Genomic DNA, 18,546 nt, shown 5'->3' on the forward strand with positions numbered 1-18,546 from the left:
CATGCCTAAGCTTAGAATAGGAGCACTGCCCGACGATAAGCCGGTCAAAATCACCGCTGAGCTTCCAGCATCAGTGCATCGGGATCTAATTGCCTATGCAGAGGCCCTGGCACGTGAAAACGGGCAGCGTATCGATCCGGCAAAGCTGATCGCGCCCATGTTGGCGCGCTTTATGGCCACCGACCGCGGCTTTGCAAAGGCGAGACGAGCCAATCATCCCCCGAGAGCCGGCGGAGGCGAAGGATAGCGCTCTGCGAGTAGATCGAGGAAACGCTTCAGAGCTGGGTTTTTATTGTCGCCGCGCCAATGCGCGTAGAATTCCACGCGGCTTGGCCCCATTCTATCGTGCAAGTCCCGGTAAACCAGGCCAGCGAAACTTGCGCCGATATCAGATTCCATCATCAGACTGAGCCCCATACCCATACTCGTCAGATTTTTGATAATGCCCCGACTTACGTCATGGCGTTCTACGGTGGGCCGGTCGTCAGGTAACACGAACTTCGAAATCAGGAGATCGTCGATCTCTCGTCCAGGATCTATCCTACTTAGAAGTATCTTTTCGTTACGCAAATCGGCCCAATAGATCATCTCGCGTGCCGCGAGACAGTGATCCTGCGGCAACGAGATCAAGATGCGTTCGCTCCACAGCAGTAGCGATTTGACGTCCTTTGAAACCAGAGGCCCAGGGCTGACGACGACGTCGACGGTCCCGTTACGGAGCGCGGTCAACAGATGAAAGCGAGAGTGTTCCATCGTTACTAATTCGATCTGCGGGTGCAGCTTCTTAAATTCACCTATGCTCGCTCGCAAATTTCCGGCGGATACGGACGTGTAGAAGCCAATAACGAGATGGCCAGTATCGCCGCGACCACCGGACTTTCCAGTGTCAACGAGTATGTCGACCTGTTCCAGGATCAGCCGCGCAATTCGCAAAACCGCTTGGCCAGTGACAGTGGGCTTGATCCCCCCGCTGGAGCGCTCGAACAGTGAAGTGCCAACCAGATATTCAAGCTGACCGATAGAACGGCTCAGGACGGTGTGCTTGACCGAAAGCACTTCAGCGGCTCGTCGAAAGCTCCCGTAGTCGCAGGCAACTACAGCGAATCGGAGCTGTTGCAGCTCAATGGCGCTCGCTGCGTTACGTCGATTCTTTCTAGTCTCAATTTCCATCATGGTCATAGCCGGTCGGCAAACCGCTAAGCACGGCGTCCCCGCTTAAGGCGGGGACTGCATATTGCTTGTTGGCATAGATCGAGCTAGGCGGCCGCGGAGATTACTGGCGTCCAAAGGACCGGTCCCGAGAGACAGCCGGCCTTGCGAAGGCTGGCCAGACTATCGCGAGAAATCTCGAGGTAACCCGCCACGGCTAGAGTGTTGCCAATTGTGGAAGGATTGCCGATGCGTCGCAGGGGCCAGCCAGCTCGTCGGAGGATTCTCTCCATTCGCACGTCGGTGACGGTAACGATATCAGTGAGCTGCCGTGAAAGCCCGAACTCGATCATTCCCGAAAATAGCTCGTAGGCAGCACGAGTGATGCCGTGCCCCCCTCTTTTGGGGGCGTCCCCAGCAACATCGATTGCGAATCTGCTACTTTCCCAAACGAATGGCGTTGACGGCGCGGATCGGCCTTCAAGGAGCGCTGGAAAGGTGTCGCGAAGCATGGTCGGGCCTAGAGTTGGGAGCAGGCGAACGGAACCTTGCACTTGGCCGTTTTCATCCACCTGGATTAGATAGTCAGGATGCAGCGCATCGAATTCGTCGATCTCCATGTCGCCGCTGGTCTGGACTTCCCACGCCATGCGCAGCTTGAAGACGCGATGCCGCAGCCGATGCATCTCAACGAGGGTGTCGGAAAGCTCTCCATACGAAGGTGGTGTGATCAACTGAATCATAATCCCTCCAAAAGTGTTCACTCCCTCTTTTGAAGCGCGATTATCGACTCAAATCATCACCTGTAGTTGTAGGGGAAGGTCACCCTAATTTTGCTTTTTTCTATTTGCAGCCGCCAAGTGCGTCACCGCCTGCGCGATCGTGCGAACGCCGAGCTTTTCCTTCGCATTCTCCAGGTAATAGGCAACAGTGTTGCGCGAGATACCGAGAATGCGGCCGATTTCCCAAGAGCTCTTACCTTGAGCCGCCCACTCTAAACATTCCACTTCGCGGCGCGACAGTCGAATTCCGTCGATAGCATGTTCGTTCCCGAGTTTGCGCCGGACGTGAGCATGAAAATACATTGCCATGAGTTGAAGAACGCGGGCGTAGGAATCAATGCACTTCTCGAACTGTGGCCGGCGCTCGTCCGTGGCAAAGGTCAATGCAGAGATTGGGCCATGCCCATCGTGAATGGGCACCGTGAAGCCAAACCGGATTCCGAATTGCGCGGCTTCGTCGAATAGTTGCCGCTGCGCCTTCGAACTGGTTTGGCATCGAAAATCGATTCCCCATCGAAAGGGCTCCGGGTTCTGAAGCGCTTCTCCAATGACGGGATCGATGACTTGATATTTCTTATTTAGATAATGGGCCGTCCACCGCGATGGATAGGTGGAAATGAGTAGCGGCTTCCTGTTTTCTTCTCTCTTGAGAGCGAGATAAGCGAAACATGATAGGTCCAAAGCGGATGCTGTTTTCGCCAGCGCGTTGGAGAGGCCTTCGGCATCTTCAGCGCCGAATATTGCATCAATGAATTCTTGGAAAACCCGGTGCATATGCTTTCCCCCAGACCAGTATGCGCGGTAGCCTTGTGGGCGGCCTACCGCGGCGCCGTCGCGTGCTGAGCTTGAAGATCCCCCTTGCCCGTCGGAAAGCTTTGCTAAGGTCAAGCACCATCCGCCTCCGCAGCTAGGACCGAAGGACTTAATCAAAACCTGGCTCGCACGGCGCCAAGCACATCTCGATCTCTCATGTACGCCCATGCCGTTCGCGAGATTTTACGGCCGCGAGGACCGTCTGGTTGATAGGGTTTGCGCCGGCAGGGCAGGTGTCGGTCAGGGGTCGCCGCGGCCGAGCAGCGCGTGCAGCGCGGCCTGCCGCATGATGGAGGAGATCGACTCCTCGTCCAGGCCCTTCTTGAGCGTCGCAGCCGTGTTGAGCATGGAGAACACGGCCTGAGTCAGCAGTCGTGCCTCGGGTTCGGACAGGTCGGGCCGCAGCGGGATCAGGACGGAGACCCACTCCTCTGCGTACAGCGCCATTTCGCGCCGAATCCGTCTGCGGTCGTGTTCGGGAAGGGCGTGCTCGTTCTTTGTAAAGATCAGCGTGCTCGGCGGTCCTTTCAAAATCAAGCGGATGTGAGACTCGACCATCGCCATGATGGCTGCCTTGGGTTCGGTCGTCGTCTCCGCAATTCGTTTTGCGAACTCGTGCACGATCTGCGTCGGTTCCTCCAAAACCGCAATCAGGAGTGCCTGCTTGTTCTGGAAGTGGCGATAAAGTCCGGGGCCCGTGATGCCGGCGCGCGCAGCGATCATCTCAATGGTGACCGCGTCGTACGAGTGCTGCAGGAAGAGCTCAGCGGCGACCGCGATCAATTCCCTGCGCCGGCCGCTGCTGTATGGCCGTTTAATCGGTAGTGGCTGGATGTTCATCGGGACGAACCGTACCCCGCGGCGTGCGCAAGGCAACCCGCTATCCCTCGCCTAAGGGTGAGCCGTCCGGGCCTCAGCGAACGATTCATGTAACGGTTTCTTTCCACCATGATGTAAATCATAATTAACATTTCGCGCCCTCGTCGGATCGCGAGCCCGACGTCCTAGCATCTTTTAAGACGCAAGTGTTCTCCCCACCAGCAGTATTTTCGACCGGCATACCCCGCAACGATCGCCTCCTGGGGTCGGCTGGCTAATGGCCGTTGACAAAGCCAGGAAGGAGGTTCAATGTAAATCCAGATTAACATTGGAAGTTGCGGGAGGCGGTGTGCATGCGGTTTATTTTTTTCAGCGAGGGAGAGACCCAGCCGGGACATACTCACGCGCATCGCTACCGCGAGCTCATCGACGAGGTGATTCTTGCAGAAAAAGTCGGCTTCGATGCGTTCGGGTGCTCCGAGCAACATTTCGCGATCGGCACGGCCTCGACCTCTGCTCCCGAGGTGATCTACCCGTACATGATGGCGCTAACCAGCAGGATCCAGTTCATCCACCTGATCACGCCGTTGCCCAAGAAGATCAACCACGCGCTGCGCGTCGCGGAACGGCTGGCGACCGAGGACATCCTGTCGAACGGCCGCGTCGGGCTCGCAGTCGGCCGCGGCAACACCACCCTCGCGCTGCGCGCCTTCGAGGTCGACCCCGAGGAAACCAAGGCGCAGCAGATGGAGGGCATCGAGGTCATCCGTCGGGCCCTATCAAATGACATCTTCTCTTTCGTCGGCGAGCATTACAAGATTCCACCGCGCAGCCTGACGCCCAAGCACGTGACGCTGCCCTATCCGCCAATCATGATGGCGACCTCGAGCCCGCAATCGATCACCGCCGCCGCGCACATGGGCATCGGCGCCATGATGGGCGGCGGCTATGGCGGGTTCGCCTCCGTGCAGAGGTCGGCCGAGCTCTATGACAAGGAGCTGGCGAGCGCCGAGCACGTATACCCCGTGCAGGCGCAGAAGGTGGCGGTGATATCCGGCGGAATGCATTGCGCCGATACAAACGAGGAGGCGGAGAGGTGGGCGGCCACGCTGGCCCATAGCGTCGCCTTGTCCATCGACGCCTATGAGCGGCTGTCGAAGCTGTCCGCTGACTACGGATCGCTCGGCAAGATCAAGAACGTCGACTTCAAGAACGAGCGCTATTTGTTCGACGAGTCTGGCAGTTTCATCGTCGGCGACGTTGAGACCTGCGCCAAGCAGGTCCAGCGGTTCGTCGACATGGGCATCGACGCGCTCGCGCTGCGCATCGACGGCATGCCGCACAAAGAATTGATGAAGTCGATCGAGCTGTTCGGGAAGTACGTCATCCCGAGGTTCAAAAACCCCCGGTCGGTTGTACGCACGTCTGACGCGATCCTTGCCGACATCCGCGCCGCCCGCCTCGCCCACTATGCCGAGCGAGAGGCCTTCGAGAACGCCAAGGCGGCCGCCGCTACGGCCACCAACACGGTCGATGGCGTCGTTCGTAATCCTGCGGCTTCGACCTGACGCGATGGCGGCTCCGCCACCCGCCTGACGATCACCTGCGAGGGACATCTGATGACGGCTTCATCCACGCGGCACGACAGCGGGGCCGCTTCCGGTCTGAGGACCGTCGACCACGACGGTGTCATGGTCGCAACGCTCGACAGGCCGCCGGCCAACGCCTTGAATCGTCCGCTGCTACTCGCGATGACGGCGCTGTTCCGAGATCGTGGCGAGAGCGAACCGCCACCGGTGGTGATCACTGGCGCCGGGGAACGGTTCTTCTGCGTCGGCGGCGACATCAAGGAGGCGGACGGGCCCGCCGCCGACCCGATTGCAGACCGGATGCGAGGGTTCCACAACCTGCTCGTTGCAATGGAGCGATACCCTGCTCCGGTGATCGCCGCCGTCAACGGCGACTGCGTCGGTGGCGGCGTAGAGTACGCGCTCTTCGCAGATGCGGTGCTCGCGGCGCCTCATGCCCGGTTCGGATTTCCGGAGATCAGGCATGGCCTTTTGCCTGCGGATAAGGGCATCCAGCGTCTCGTCCGGCTGATCGGGACGCGGGCCGCGCGTGACCTGCTGCTGAGCGGTGAGCTCATCGGTGCTGATCAGGCGGCGCGATTGGGTCTCGTCGACGCCATCGTCCAGCCGGACCGATTGGAGGCGGAGGCGCTCGACCGGGCCCGCGAGGCCGGTCGACGACCGCCTGTCCTCTATGCGGCGCTCAAGCATGCCGTCAACGACTACGACGACATCGAGGACCAACAGCGGGCCGAAATGACGCTCGCCAAGGCTGCTTCCTGGTTCACTGATCCCGTGGCCCGGAGCCTCCGTGAAGGATGGAGGCAGGGCCGGACGTTGTCGCGGCCCTCCGACGGAAGGCGTCAGCACTGAACACCACACGCAGGCCCAATAGGCCTGCTTCACGAACCGGAGCGATGACCATGGTTACAAATCCCGCCCCCGCAGCCACTGCCCGCACACAACGGGTGCCAGTGCTGAGCGACGTCATCGACAGCGGCGTCGCCAACTTCGAGGCCGTCGAGCGAACCTTCGCCCAGATGGTGCAGGACCGAGCCGAGGTCGAACCCGAGGAGGTCGCGTTCTGTCAATGGGACGGTACGCACGCGATCCCGACCACGTGGGCGCAGTACGCCTCCGCCGTGCGCGAGGTCGCGCTCGGCCTGGTGGCCCTCGGCGTCGGGCGCGGAGACAGGGTCGCTATTATGGCGCCGGGCCGGGGTGAGTGGGTCATAACCGCGCTTGGCATCCTCTCGGCTGGGGCGATCCCGGTTGGCGTCTACCCCACGAGCGCTGCCGCGGAGGTAAGGCAGCTCGTCGGGCACAGCGAAGCCGTCGCCATGGTCGTCGGGGACGACGCGGACGTCGCAAAGGTCGCTGCGGTCGCTCCAGAGCTTCCCGCGCTGCGGGCCGTGATCAGCTTCGACAGCACTCCGTCGGGGCTGCCCGAGACGGTCGTCAGCAAGACTTGGGCCGACCTGCGCGAGGCTGGCCGAGCCCTCGACGACACCAATCCGGCTCTGTTCAACTTCCTCCTCGATGGAGGGAGCATCGATCAAACGGCCGCCCTGTTCTACACCTCCGGCTCCACCGGAGCTCCCAAAGGGGTCATCCACACCCACCGCACCCTACAATACTCGATACTCGGCTCCGCCGTTCTCAATCCCGAGCTGACCAGGACCCGCCGAGACTCGGTCAGCTTTCTGGGCCTATCACACGTCTCTCCGGCCTTGTCCGGCGTCTTCGCGCCGATCATGACCCGGGCGGTGGTGACATTCTGCCGCCTGGACCAGAGCTCCGAGGCGCTCCGCGGCGTACGTCCTACCGGGATCGTTTGGCCGCCACGGCTCCATGAGAAGCTGCTCAGCGGGGCATTGGCCGCGATTAAGGAGTCGCCGGCATCGTTCCAGAAGTCCTACGAGGACGCGATGGAGGTGGCCCGAGAGGTCGCGGCCGCGCGCCGGCGCGGCGACACCGTGTCTGCCGAGCTGCAAGCACAGTACGACCAAGCCCTCGAGCAGGTGTTTCTGCCCCTGCGCGCGAAGTTGGGCATGGATCGGGTCAACGTTGCTTGGACAGCGTCGGGAGCGATGACCCCCGAGGTGCATGCCCTTTGGCAGATGTGGGGCCTGGATTTGCGCGAGCTCTACGGCACTACCGAGACCTGCGGCTGGGTCCTCGCCCAGTGGGACCGCTCCTTCCCGCCCCCTGGGACCGTGGGCAAGGCGATGCCCCACCCGCGATTCGCGATCAAGACCAATAGCAAGGGCGAGCTGCTGGTGAAGGGGCCCCTGCTATTTCGCGGCTACTGGAACAACCCGGAGGCGACCGCGGAAGTGATGGACGGCGAGTGGTACCGCACCGGCGACCTCGTCGAGATCGACGCCTCCGGCGAGGTCAAGCTCATCGGTCGGGCCAAGGACATCATCGTCACCAGCGGCGGCAAGACCATCAGCCCGCAGCCCATTGAGGTGCGCCTCAAGGCCAGTCCCCTCATCGAGGAGGCCATGGTCGTCGGCGACGGCCGCAAGTACCTCACCGTCCTCGTCTGGCCCACTGAAAAGGGCGGCAGGCTCGACAGGCATGCGCTGCAGGAGGGTCTGCGAGCCTGGATCGAGGACCTCAACACCGGGCTCGCGCGCCCCCTTCAGCTCAAGGACTTCCGTATCGCGCCACGTGCGCTCGCCGCGAGTGAGCTCACTTCCAAGGGCACGATCCGTCGGGCTGCGGTGCTCACCTCGTTCAGCGCACTCGTGGATGAGATGTACAGCGCCGCGGAGCACAACGAGTTCGCTGGCCAGGCACGGCTCCGGGGGTGAGGAGAAACGTGAGATGAAGCATTCCGAGAGGCCGCGGGAAGTGCGGATCGATCACTTGACCAGCGCTGAGATTGCAGAGGCGATCGCTGGCGGCGCCCGCACGGCGATCCTTCCGCTGGGCGCGATAGAGCAGCACGGACCTCATCTCCCGCTGTCAGTGGACAGCGATCACGCCGACGCGCTTGCGCTACGCATCGCCGAGCGGCTTGGCGCTGCACTGGTCCTACCCACGGTTAGGGTCGGGTACTCGCCCCACCATCTTGGCTTCTCCGGCACCCTCTCGGTGCGTGCCTCCACCTTGGAGGCGATCTGTATGGATTACTGCAGCAGCGTGGCTGCGCACGGGTTCACCCGCGTCGTTCTTTTCTCCGGCCATATCGGCAATTATCCGATCATGCGCGACTTCGAGCCGCGGCTGGCTGCAGCGCTCGCCCCGGCACTTCAGGTCATCGTCTACAGAGACAGTGCCGCGGTTCTGGACGCGTGGCGGAAGTCCGCGCAGTCGGTCGCTGGTCTGGGAAGCCACGTCGGTGGTCACGCAGACGTGGCGGAGACCTCGGTGATGCTGGTCCTGCACCCAGAGCGCGTTCGGTCAGACCAGGCGGCGGTGGGATACCTGGGCACGGTCGACGAGGAATTCCTGCATCGCGCGTTCGTGGACGGCATCGACGCGGTCTCGCCCAACGGTGTCCTCGGCGATCCCACCGGCAGTTCGAAGGCGATCGGCAACGCCGCGTTGGACGCCGTGACCGACCTCATCGTCGAGTACGCTACCGCCCAGGGAGCGTGAGCCTCATGCCCTCCACGAGCGATCAGATGGATAGAAGGGTGCTGCGTGATGCTTTCGGCGCGTTCCCGACGGGCGTGGTGGCTGTGGCGGCGCAAGTCGACGGAAGGCTGATCGGTCTCGCAGCCTCCTCGTTCACCTCGGTTTCTCTCCAACCCCCCTTGGTATCCTTCTGTGTTGCAAAAGGCTCGACCACCTGGCCCGAGCTGCGCAGAGCCGAGCACCTCGGTGTCACCGTGCTCGCGGAAGATCATGGTGCATTGTGCCGTCAGCTCGCCGGCCCGGCTCAGGAGCGGTTCAGCGGCGCTGCCATCGAGATCACCGACACCGGTGCCGTGATGCTCACAGAAGGCATCGCCCAGTATGACTGCACGATTCGCGAGGAGTTGGAGGCTGGCGATCACCTGATCGTGCTGCTCCAGCTCCATGCCGTCGTCGTCCACAACGGCGGGCAGCCGCTCATCTTCCACCGCAGCGACTTCGGAAGGCTCGCGTAGCTTACGGAGTCAGAGCACATATGGCGGCTTCGATGCCGCCGATCTCTAGCGCCACCCAAATTCGAGTTACGCGGCCGCAGAAGTAAATCGACCAGGAAACAAAAGGAAAAGATCAATGACACAGCGTAGCTACAAATATCTGATCATCGAGAAGCGGGCCAGCGGCGTCGCCGTTGTGACGATGAACCGGCCGGAAATTCTGAACGCGATAAACTGGGAAATGCACGAGGAGCTGGAACAGGTCTTTGTGGATCTCGACAACGATGAGTCCGTCCGTGCGATCGTTCTGACCGGTGCGGGACGCGGTTTCTGCTCGGGCGGAGATCAGAAGTCGCTCGACAAGGGCAAGGGCCCGTCGCCAACGAGGGGCGGGCGCCACCTCATCCGCAATATGCTTGAGGTCGAGGTGCCGATTATCGGCGCCGTCAACGGCGTTGCTGTCGGTCTCGGTGCAACGCTTGCATTGTTCTGCGACGTCATCTTCGCAAGCCCCACCGCGCGATTTGCCGATACTCATGTTACGGCCGGCGTGGTGGCCGGAGATGGCGGCGCGGTGATCTGGCCGCTGCTGATCGGACCGGTGCGAGCGAAACACTATCTCATGACGGGCGAGTTCCTTTCGGCGGAAAAGGCGGCGTCTATGGGGATGATCAACGAAGTCATTTCTGACCGGGACGTCAAGGATGCGGCGATCGAGTACGCCGAGATGCTTGCCGGCGGTCCGCAGAAGTCAATCGTTTGGACGAAATACAGCGTCAACAAGATTATCAAGCAGTATGCGCACCTGCTGCTCGATACTTCGCTTGCACTGGAGGCACTAACGTTCACGTCGCCAGAGCGACGGGAAGCCGCAGCCGCATTTGCAGAGAAGCGGAAACGCTTCGCAGAGCGATAAGTGAGTGTCGAATGCTTTGATGCAGTAGAGGAGACATCACGTGAAGAATTGGGTCGGAAAGGAACTCGGAATGAGCGACGGTCTTATTCATCTCGCCATCGCAGCCGTCCTGACGATTGCGCTATCGGTCTTGCCGGCCAAAGCCCAGAAAAAATATGACCCCGGCGCCAGCGAAACGGAGATCAAGGTCGGTCAGACCATGCCATTCTCCGGACCGGCATCGGCTTATGCCTCGATCGGCAAGACAGAGGCCGCCTATTTCAGGATGATCAACGATCGGGGCGGCATCAACGGCCGCAAGATCAACTTGATCCAGTATGACGACGCCTATTCGCCGCCGAAGGCGGTGGAGCAGGTGCGCAAGCTCGTCGAGAGCGACGAGGTGCTCCTGACTTTCCAGATTGTCGGTACGCCTTCAAACGCAGCAGTGCAGAAATACCTCAATTCCAAAAAAGTGCCACAGCTGTTCGCGGCCGCCAGCGGCTCGAGGTTCTCCGATTCGAAGAACTTTCCGTGGACGATGGGCTATGATCCAAACAACTTTGTCGAGGGGCGCATCTACGGCCAGTATATCCTGAAGGAGCATCCGAACGCCAAGATCGGTGTACTTTATCAGAATGACGATTTCGGCAAGGACTGTCTGAACGGCATCAAGGCGGGGCTCGGAGACAAGGCCACCAAGATGGTGGTCGCGGAAGCTGCCTACGAAGTGACCGATCCGATCGTCGATTCGCAGGTCCTCAGGATCAAGGATGCCGGCGCCGACCTGTTCTTCATCGCCGCCACCCCGAAGCAGGCAGCGCAGGCGATCAAGAAGACGGCCGAGATCGGGTGGCGTCCGGTGCAGATCGTCGACATGAAGGCTAGCTCGGTCGGTAGCGTCTTGAAACCGGCCGGGCTTGAAAACGCCAACGGTCTCATCAGTACCAGTTACGGCAAGGAGCCGCTCGATCCGCAATGGAAGGACGATTCGGGCGTAAAGCGCTATCTTGCCTTCATGGAGAAGTACTATCCGGAGGGGGACAAAGGCTCGAACTTCAACACTTATGCCTACGGCGCGGCACAGCTTCTGGTCCACGTGCTGGAGCAATGCGGCGATGACCTGACGCGCGAGAACGTCATGAATCAGGCGGCCTCGCTTAAGAATGTCACGAGCGACCTCTCGCTGCCCGGGATCATAATTAATACCTCGCCGACCGACTACCTCCTTCACAAACGGTTGCAGATGATGCGGTTCAACGGCGAACGCTGGGAGCCGTTCGGCCCAATCCTGGAGGTTGCGGGGTCTGCGGGCTAGTTGCTAAGTTATGGTGTTAAATCGGCGGTCTGTGGGCCGCCGATTTTTTCGGGGACGTCTACGTTGGGATCTTCCCGGAATTCTCGCCGATCGACAGCACCGCGTGCCGGATCAGGCGCGAATCCTCGACCTCGGCTTTGACGATGCTTCGTTTCCCGATACACAGGATCGCGGATCATCTCGACGAAGACGGAGACGATTGGAAATTCGGCGATGAAGCAGCGCCGAGAGCTCCGAAGTGATCGGGCTCACTTTCCGCCGCTGGCGACGGCACGCCCAGCAGATTATCTAATCGACGCCGACGCCATCGCGACATCAGGGAAATCTCACGGGAAACGTTCCCGCGCTTTAAGATTTCCTCGAACAGAAACAGCAGCCCAACTCCTTGACGTCAGGCAGATCGAGATGTCTCTGGATAAACTCGAGGCGCGACTTTCTCGCATTCACATGGCTGCCTCTCTTAGTTGTGTACGCGGCTCCATGGCGCGTGGAATTCATTTCGAATCCGGGACATCGCATCGCTCGCGACGCTGTTGGTTAACAGGGGGTACGGCCTGGCGACTTTGCTGGGGCGGCCAGCTCAGACGGTCGACATGCGCGTGGATTTCTGCGGCGAGCGTTTGAAGCCGCACTGATTATCGAAGCCAAAGTTCGTCACCACAGAGGTAACTTGGCGACCGTCGATGCGTCCGTGCGTGCACAGCGCGCACCGCAGCCGGATGGTTTTTCTCACTGCGGATCACCGCTCAACTCAGACATAGTACTTGCGGAAACCTAGAAGCGCGGTTTCAACGGGGCGTTGATGATCCACGGGAAGCCAGGCTCTGTCGGGGGTCATTTGATATGATTGACTACGAATTCGGGACATCGACAATCATAAATGTGAACCGGAGCCGGCTCAGCGGCGTATGATTTTCTTGAGGATTTCGGTAAGTGTCCGAAATTCATCTCGGGTCAAGGGGGCGAAGGTCTCGCCAGAAATCTCGCCAACAGTTTGAATCGCGGCGTCCGCTACCCGTCGGCCCTTTTCAGTTAGATCGATCTGGCGTCGACGGGGATCCAAAGGATCCTTGGAGCTCTTGATCAGGCCACGTGACTTTAGGCGATTGATAACGCCGGTGATAGTAGCTGAATCGTAGTGAATGAGCCGCCCTAAGTGGTTTTGAGAGCAAGGTCCGACCTCCTTCAACTTCGCTAGAGTTGAAAATTGGGGCGCCGTCAATTCTTCAATCATCCGGGCCGCGAAGATTGACGTGTGAGTACGAAGCGCAACGCGCAATAAAAAACCCGGTGCGTCATCCAGCCTGTATGAATCTATAGCGTCTTTCACTTTCTCCGCCGACGGCGACTTCGTTTTTGTTTGCACCACTTTTGCGTCCTTGCGGTAGGTTGCCTTCTCTCATTTCGAGAAGGGATCGACATTCAGCTCCGAACGCCTCCGGCGCCGGTCGCTTGTCTACATTCCTTGAGCACTGGAATCCATCTTTGTTCGACTTCGGCTGGCCTTATCGCTTTGCTGTGCCTCGATGCCGGCCGGTGGACGCCCTTTTGGCGCGTCGGTCCCTCCTGCCCTGGAAACTGCCGTTTACTCGACCAGGGGCTGAAGCCGCTCAGCCGAGTCTGGCTTGCCTTTGATCACGGTCGCGTTTACTCGTATACGAGCGTAGCACTTGCATACGAGTGATAGGTGCATTAATGTCCCGGGATTGCTCTCGGGATGAGCTCCCCACCTTTGCGGGCAAGCGGCGAGTACCCGAACAAGACTGGATGTGCGGATGTCGGCGACTGACAACATGAGTTCCGTTCGGCCTGACCTGATTGAAAAGGTCACGGGACGCGCCGAGTACGTCACTGACCTGACGATTCCAGGAATGCTGCACGGATTCGTGGTTCGCTCGCCTGCCATCCACGCCCGTATCGTCACGATCGACACGAGCGCCGCCCGATCGATGGATGGCGTTTTGGACGTACTTATAGGCGAGGATGTCGCGTCCTTCGGCTGCTGGGGGGTTGTACTCAAAGACCGACCGATCCTCGCCACCGACCGGGTGCGGTATGTGGGCGAACCGGTCGCGGTAGTGATCGCCGAAACGATAGAAATCGCCCAAAACGCCGCTGAATTGGTTGATGTCGAATACGACGAGCTTCCTCGCGCCACGACCATTCACGAGGCCATTGCGGAAGATGCGCCGCTGATCCATGAGCGTCACGAAAACCTCGAAGACTTCTATTTCAAGGGTGGAGCCCGGCCGACTCAGAACAGCAACATATTCCACACCTACCGGAACAACGTCGGAGACGTTGACGCTGCGGAGGCGGCCGCGGCCTACATCCACGAAGACCGTTTCACCTTCCCGGCCATTTCTCACTTTGCAATGGAGCCGCATGCGGTCATTGCGGATTTCCAGGGTGACTCCCTGACGGTCTGGGCAGGTGCACAGACGCCGACCGCCGTTCAGAAGGTGCTGTCGCGGCTCTACGGACTGCAGTTGGCCAAGATCCGCGTGATCGTTCCGTTTGTCGGCGGCGGGTTTGGCGGCAAGGCCTCGGTGAAGATCGAGCCTTTGGTGGCCGCTGCATCGTGGAAGGTGCAGCGCCCGGTTCGCATTGCGCAATCCATGGCTGAATCAATGCTCACCTGCCGAAGGCTGGGCGCCGACATCACGATCCGAACGGCGGTGGACGCCAAGGGACGGATCCTCGCCAAGAGCGCCAAACTGCTCCTCGATGGCGGGGCATATTCCGACACAGGCTCAGCCGTCGCCACGAAATCGGCAAATCGCATCATGGGCCCTTACGTGGTGCCCAATCTGCGTCTCGAGGCGTGCGCGGTCTACACGAACACCGTGCCAGGTGCAGCATTCCGCTCGATCGGGGGACCGCAAGCTGTTTGGGCCAAAGAATCGCACATGGATAATGTCGCGGCGGCAATCGGCATGGATCCGGCCGAGTTTCGGTTGCTGAACCTGGTGTCCCGCGGTGAACGCATCCGACCCGATTTGCGGCCGCTAGACATGGATATGAGCGATCTGATGGGCCGGGTGACCCGGTCGTTTGCATCGGAGGTGCAGGCGTCCAACCGGCAGGCGCGCGGACTGGCGGTCGCCGCAACCGATCCGGCCAATACGCCGATCAGTAACGCGATCATACGTCTCAAGATCGACGGGTCGATCCTCGTTTCGGTCTCCAGCATCGAAGTCGGTCAGGGGGCGCACGCGACCATGGGGCGGATCGCGGCGCAGACCTTGAAGCAGCCGACCTCGGCGGTAACCGTCTTGCGCACCGATACCGCCGTCGCCCCTTACGATTGGGGCACAGGCGCAAGCCGATCGACCGTTGTCGTCGGCCTTTCCGTCGAGAGTGCCGCGCTCGACGCAGCCGATCAGATCCTCGAAATGGTCGCTGACGTCTGGGAGCTTCCCCGGGAGAACCTGTCGCTCGTTGAGGGGGGCGTCTCTACCGGATCAGAGGTTCTCACTTTCCATCAGATTTTTCACCGCGCGTTGGGTGTCGATTCGGGAGAGGTCATCGGTCGCGGCGCGATTACGCCGCGCTCGAAGAAGGGCGCCCTGGTCGAGTCCCCTCTGTTTTGGGAGACTTCCGCGGGCCTCGCTGAAATCGTTGTCGATGAAGACACCGGCGAGATCCATGTCCCCCGATATGCCAGCGCCGCTGACGTCGGCCGCGTCATCAATCGCATCGCGGCGGAAGGGCAGGACGAGGGGGCTGCCATCATGGGCCTCGGACACGCGCTCTATGAAGTGCTGGAATTCGAGGATGGCCAGCCGATCAATGCGACGCCGATCGATTATTCGATACCGCGCATCTCCGACGTTCCCCCCGTGCTTGACACCATCCTTGTCGAAAACGGCGACGGTCCTGGTCCAGGCGGCGCCAAGGGAATGGGCGAGGGTGCGATCCTTCCGGTCGCGCCAGCTATCGCCAACGCGCTGTTCTCGACCTACGGCATTCGGATCACCGACCTACCAATGACGCCCGAAAAGGTATGGCGCGCCCTGCAGAAGAGGAACTGAATTCATGGAATTCAATATGTCGATGGTGGTGCCAGCGACACCGGCGGAGCTTTGGAGCACGCTGCTCGACGTCCCTCGCATATCGGGTTGCATCCCCGGCTGCGAAAGCGTCGAAGAAATCGAGCGGCTCGCAACTTACAAAGCGACCGTCAAGCAGAAGATCGGCCCCTTCAAGGTCGAGGTCCCGGCCGACATCATCGTTGAATCGATAACGGAGCCGTCTCACGTCCGCACGCGCGCCACGGGTCGCGACAAGATCACCGGGACGAGGCTGGCGGTTGTTCTCGACGTGACCGTGACGCCGGAAGGGGCGGGGTCCACATTCGCAGTGGACGCGAAGGTCGACGTGCAAGGTCGCCTCGCGACTATGGGGTTCGGAGTCATCAAGCGTCGCGTCGATCAGAACTTCGAGGAGTTCGAGAAGCGGCTCAAAGAAATGTTGGGCGCAGCCTGATCATGCTGCCTTCACCCTTCGCATTCGAGAGGCCTTCGACGATCGCCGACGCCGTGAGTGCGGTCGGAGAGTCCGGCGACGGCATGTTCTACTCCGGCGGAACCGAACTGCTGCTGGCGATGAAGCTGCGCGTCATCCATACGGACCGGCTTATCGACATCAAGGGAATCCCTGGACTTGATCGCATTGTTCTCAACGATGCGAATGACATCGAAATCGGTGCGCGCTGTACGCACAACAAGATCGCCAGTGATCCTGTTATTCGCGAGCATGTGTTGGCGCTGTCCTCGCTCTGTGCCAACGTCGCGAACGTCAGGGTCCGCAGCGTCGGAACGATCGGAGGCAATCTGTGCTTCGGAGAGCCCCACGCCGATCCGCCGACGATGCTCGCGGCTCTGGACGCACGGCTGGTGCTTAATGGCCCCGGCGGCACGCGTGTCGTTCACGCTGACGATTTCATTCGGAGTGAGCTGGAAACGGTGCGGGAGCCGGATGAATTACTGACGGTCATTGTGTTTCCGCGCCCGACTGGACCTGTGACATATCGGCGCTTCAAGCATGGTGAGAGGCCTTCGGTAAATGTCGCGATGGCCTGGTCGTTGGCCGCCGGCGGAAGGACGATCAGAAGCGCCCGCGTGCGGGTCGGAGCGCTCGGTTCTCGCCCTCAGCCTTTGAAGGCCATCGAAGATGTCATCCAGGGCATATCCGTCTCCGAAGTCCGTCCGGCTATCGAAGCGGTGCTCCCGACGGCGCTGGGTGAGCTGGAAGTCAACGAGGATCGGCATGGTGGCGCCGACTATAAGCGGCATCTTGCGGGTGTCTTGCTTCTGCGAAACGCGGAAGAAGCGATCGCCGCAGCCGGGAACGCGTGAAATGACAGATGTGTTGCCAATCTCATTCTCGTTGAACGGTCAGGCGATCGCGATCGACGTTCAAAGCCATATGCTATTGATCGACCTAATCCGGGATCGCCTTGGCTTGAAGGGAACCAAGCGTTCCTGTGACATGGAGGTGTGCGGCGCGTGCACCGTTCTGCTCGACGGTGAGCCGATTTCGAGTTGCACCACACTCGCCGTCGATGTCGATCAGCGCGAGGTCACGACCATCGAAGGCGTGACGCCCCCCAATGGCCTGTCACGGATTCAGAAGGCGTTCGTGCTTCACGGGAGCCTTCAGTGCGGCTTCTGCACACCAGGCTTCATCATGGCGGTCACAGCGTTGCTAAAGGCGACGCCGCACCCGACCGACGAACAAATCCGTCACTACCTGCACGGCAACCTCTGCCGTTGCACCGGCTACACCAAGATTTTCGAGGCCGTAAGGAGCCTTGCCGCCGAGCAAGTCTCCGAAGATGCCGCCTAACCCGTTGCGAGACAGCGCAATTATCGTTTGGAGATGTCATGAGCATTGAACAGGTCAATAAATCAAGCGTGCTCATTGCCGGCGCCGGCATTGGCGGCTTGGCGATGGCGCTATCGCTGCTTCGTCGCGGCATCGATTGTGATGTATTTGAGCAAGCGTCCGAGTTGCGCGAGGTGGGAGCGGGTCTTTGGATCTCCATGAACGGCGTGCGCGTTCTTCGGGATCTCGGCCTCACCGAACAGGTCGAGCAGAACTGCATCGCGGCCGAGCGACGCTCGATCCGGCTCTGGAACACCGGTGATAGGTGGCCCCTCTACAACCGCAGCTCCGACGCGGCGCGCAACCAGCCCTATTTGCTGCTGCGTGCTCACCTGCTCAAGATCCTCGTTGACGGCGTGCGCCAGTTGAAGCCGGGCGCCATTCATCTGAACGCCCACGTTGTCGGGTTCAGTCAAAACGACGAAGGGGTTCGGGCCAAGCTTGCTGACGGCTCCGAAGTCGAAGGGCGCGCGCTGATCGGCGCTGACGGTGCTCATTCGAAGGTCCGTCTTGGCCTGATCGGCAACATCGAGAGCCAGTACACGAAGGCCATCGCTTGGCGTGGCCTCGTGCCGGTCGACCGGCTTGCGCCGCATCAGCGCGAACCCGAGGTGGCAACCTGGATCGGGCCCACCGCTCACGTCACCGCCTACCCGGTGCGCTGGCAGAACACGGTCATGATGACCTTTTCGGGCCAGGTCGACCATAACGACTGGCTGCTCGAATCCTGGTCGGAGAAGGGCTCGGTCGAGGAATGCCTAAAGGACTTCGAGGGCTGGCATCCGGACATCGTCGAGCTAGTCAAGAACGTCGATACCCTGAACAAGTGGGGCCTGTTCGTGCGGCCGTCGCTGGGTACGTGGTCGAAGGGACGCATCACCCTGCTCGGCGACGCCTGCCATTCGATGCTGCCGTACCTCGGGCAGGGTGTGAACATGGCCCTGGAGGATGCATCCGTCCTCGCCCGCTGCTTCGAGGAGAATCCCGATGACATCGCGGTGGCATTCAAGACGTATCAAGGCCTGCGGCTCGATCGCACCACCAAGGTCGTGAAGTCCGCGGCCGGCATGCTGCCGATCTTCCACAATCAGGCGCTGTGCAAGCCGGAAACGGCAGGTGCCTACATCAAGACCCAGTGGGCGCCGGAAGCGACGGCTGCGCGGTACGATTGGATCTACCAGTATGATGCGACCACCGTACCGCTTCACTGACATGCTCACGATTGTGACCG

General features: G+C 60.6%; 18 protein-coding genes and 1 pseudogene. 13 read left to right on the forward strand and 6 right to left on the reverse strand.

The window, feature by feature from the left end; genetic code table 11:
* The first annotated feature begins 1 nt into the window (after position 1).
* On the forward strand, positions 2-247 hold the full coding sequence (locus tag HYH08_RS12035; RefSeq protein ID WP_220009993.1) for a DUF2274 domain-containing protein: 246 nt from the start codon (positions 2-4) through the stop codon (positions 245-247).
* Here HYH08_RS12035 and HYH08_RS12040 read toward each other — a convergent pair.
* The 4 genes from HYH08_RS12040 to HYH08_RS12055 form a co-directional block, all read right to left on the reverse strand.
* Positions 214-1,179: a LysR family transcriptional regulator gene (locus tag HYH08_RS12040; protein ID WP_220009994.1), complete on the reverse strand. Its 966-nt coding sequence runs from the start codon at positions 1,177-1,179 to the stop codon at positions 214-216. The genes HYH08_RS12035 and HYH08_RS12040 overlap by 34 nt on opposite strands.
* Before the next feature lie 77 nt (positions 1,180-1,256).
* Positions 1,257-1,892 carry an acyl-homoserine-lactone synthase gene (locus HYH08_RS12045; RefSeq protein ID WP_220009995.1) on the reverse strand — a complete coding sequence of 212 codons (636 nt, stop codon included), beginning with the start codon at positions 1,890-1,892 and terminating at the stop codon, positions 1,257-1,259.
* A gap of 84 nt (positions 1,893-1,976) precedes the next feature.
* Positions 1,977-2,705, reverse strand: coding sequence for a LuxR family transcriptional regulator (locus HYH08_RS12050; protein ID WP_220009996.1), 729 nt, complete (start codon positions 2,703-2,705; stop codon positions 1,977-1,979).
* 279 nt (positions 2,706-2,984) lie between these two features.
* A complete protein-coding gene (locus HYH08_RS12055) occupies positions 2,985-3,584 on the reverse strand; it encodes a TetR/AcrR family transcriptional regulator (protein ID WP_220009997.1) in 600 nt (199 codons plus the stop codon).
* Positions 3,585-3,916: 332 nt separating this feature from the next.
* Here HYH08_RS12055 and HYH08_RS12060 point away from each other — a divergent pair, with 332 nt between their 5' ends.
* From HYH08_RS12060 to HYH08_RS12090, 7 genes are all read left to right on the forward strand, one after another.
* Positions 3,917-5,131, forward strand: coding sequence for an LLM class flavin-dependent oxidoreductase (locus HYH08_RS12060; RefSeq protein WP_220009998.1), 1,215 nt, complete (start codon positions 3,917-3,919; stop codon positions 5,129-5,131).
* A gap of 51 nt (positions 5,132-5,182) precedes the next feature.
* Positions 5,183-6,004 (forward strand): enoyl-CoA hydratase/isomerase family protein, encoded by an 822-nt coding sequence (locus HYH08_RS12065; protein ID WP_220009999.1) that lies wholly within the window; start codon positions 5,183-5,185, stop codon positions 6,002-6,004.
* A 101-nt stretch (positions 6,005-6,105) separates the two neighbouring features.
* A complete protein-coding gene (locus HYH08_RS12070) occupies positions 6,106-7,950 on the forward strand; it encodes an AMP-dependent synthetase/ligase (RefSeq protein WP_349631419.1) in 1,845 nt (614 codons plus the stop codon).
* Positions 7,951-7,963: 13 nt separating this feature from the next.
* The gene (locus HYH08_RS12075; protein ID WP_228747763.1) at positions 7,964-8,740 is read left to right on the forward strand and encodes a creatininase family protein; all 777 of its coding nucleotides are present in this window, start codon (positions 7,964-7,966) and stop codon (positions 8,738-8,740) included.
* 5 nt (positions 8,741-8,745) lie between these two features.
* On the forward strand, positions 8,746-9,234 hold the full coding sequence (locus tag HYH08_RS12080; RefSeq protein WP_220010002.1) for a flavin reductase family protein: 489 nt from the start codon (positions 8,746-8,748) through the stop codon (positions 9,232-9,234).
* Between the two features lie 115 nt (positions 9,235-9,349).
* Positions 9,350-10,129, forward strand: coding sequence for an enoyl-CoA hydratase/isomerase family protein (locus HYH08_RS12085; protein WP_220010003.1), 780 nt, complete (start codon positions 9,350-9,352; stop codon positions 10,127-10,129).
* Positions 10,130-10,199: 70 nt separating this feature from the next.
* Positions 10,200-11,426, forward strand: a complete 1,227-nt coding sequence (locus tag HYH08_RS12090; protein WP_220010139.1) for an ABC transporter substrate-binding protein — start codon at positions 10,200-10,202, stop codon at positions 11,424-11,426.
* 58 nt (positions 11,427-11,484) lie between these two features.
* On the opposite strand, the pseudogene HYH08_RS37410 reads toward HYH08_RS12090, so the two are convergent.
* A pseudogene (locus tag HYH08_RS37410) lies at positions 11,485-11,647 on the reverse strand (DUF1330 domain-containing protein); the annotation flags it as partial.
* 677 nt (positions 11,648-12,324) lie between these two features.
* Positions 12,325-12,795, reverse strand: a complete 471-nt coding sequence (locus HYH08_RS12095; RefSeq protein ID WP_220010004.1) for a MarR family winged helix-turn-helix transcriptional regulator — start codon at positions 12,793-12,795, stop codon at positions 12,325-12,327.
* A 406-nt stretch (positions 12,796-13,201) separates the two neighbouring features.
* Here HYH08_RS12095 and HYH08_RS12100 point away from each other — a divergent pair, with 406 nt between their 5' ends.
* The 5 genes from HYH08_RS12100 to HYH08_RS12120 are packed head-to-tail and all read left to right on the forward strand — an operon-like array spanning position 13,202 to position 18,526.
* Positions 13,202-15,460, forward strand: coding sequence for a xanthine dehydrogenase family protein molybdopterin-binding subunit (locus HYH08_RS12100; RefSeq protein WP_220010005.1), 2,259 nt, complete (start codon positions 13,202-13,204; stop codon positions 15,458-15,460).
* A 4-nt stretch (positions 15,461-15,464) separates the two neighbouring features.
* Positions 15,465-15,914 carry an SRPBCC family protein gene (locus HYH08_RS12105; protein WP_220010006.1) on the forward strand — a complete coding sequence of 150 codons (450 nt, stop codon included), beginning with the start codon at positions 15,465-15,467 and terminating at the stop codon, positions 15,912-15,914.
* A 2-nt stretch (positions 15,915-15,916) separates the two neighbouring features.
* On the forward strand, positions 15,917-16,786 hold the full coding sequence (locus HYH08_RS12110) for an FAD binding domain-containing protein (protein ID WP_220010007.1): 870 nt from the start codon (positions 15,917-15,919) through the stop codon (positions 16,784-16,786).
* A gap of 1 nt (position 16,787) precedes the next feature.
* Positions 16,788-17,276 (forward strand): (2Fe-2S)-binding protein, encoded by a 489-nt coding sequence (locus tag HYH08_RS12115; protein WP_220010008.1) that lies wholly within the window; start codon positions 16,788-16,790, stop codon positions 17,274-17,276.
* A gap of 38 nt (positions 17,277-17,314) precedes the next feature.
* Positions 17,315-18,526, forward strand: a complete 1,212-nt coding sequence (locus HYH08_RS12120) for an FAD-dependent monooxygenase (protein WP_220010009.1) — start codon at positions 17,315-17,317, stop codon at positions 18,524-18,526.
* Positions 18,527-18,546: the final 20 nt, after the last annotated feature.

The organism is Bradyrhizobium sp. BR 10289, assembly GCF_019455385.1.
Taxonomy (GTDB): domain Bacteria; phylum Pseudomonadota; class Alphaproteobacteria; order Rhizobiales; family Xanthobacteraceae; genus Bradyrhizobium.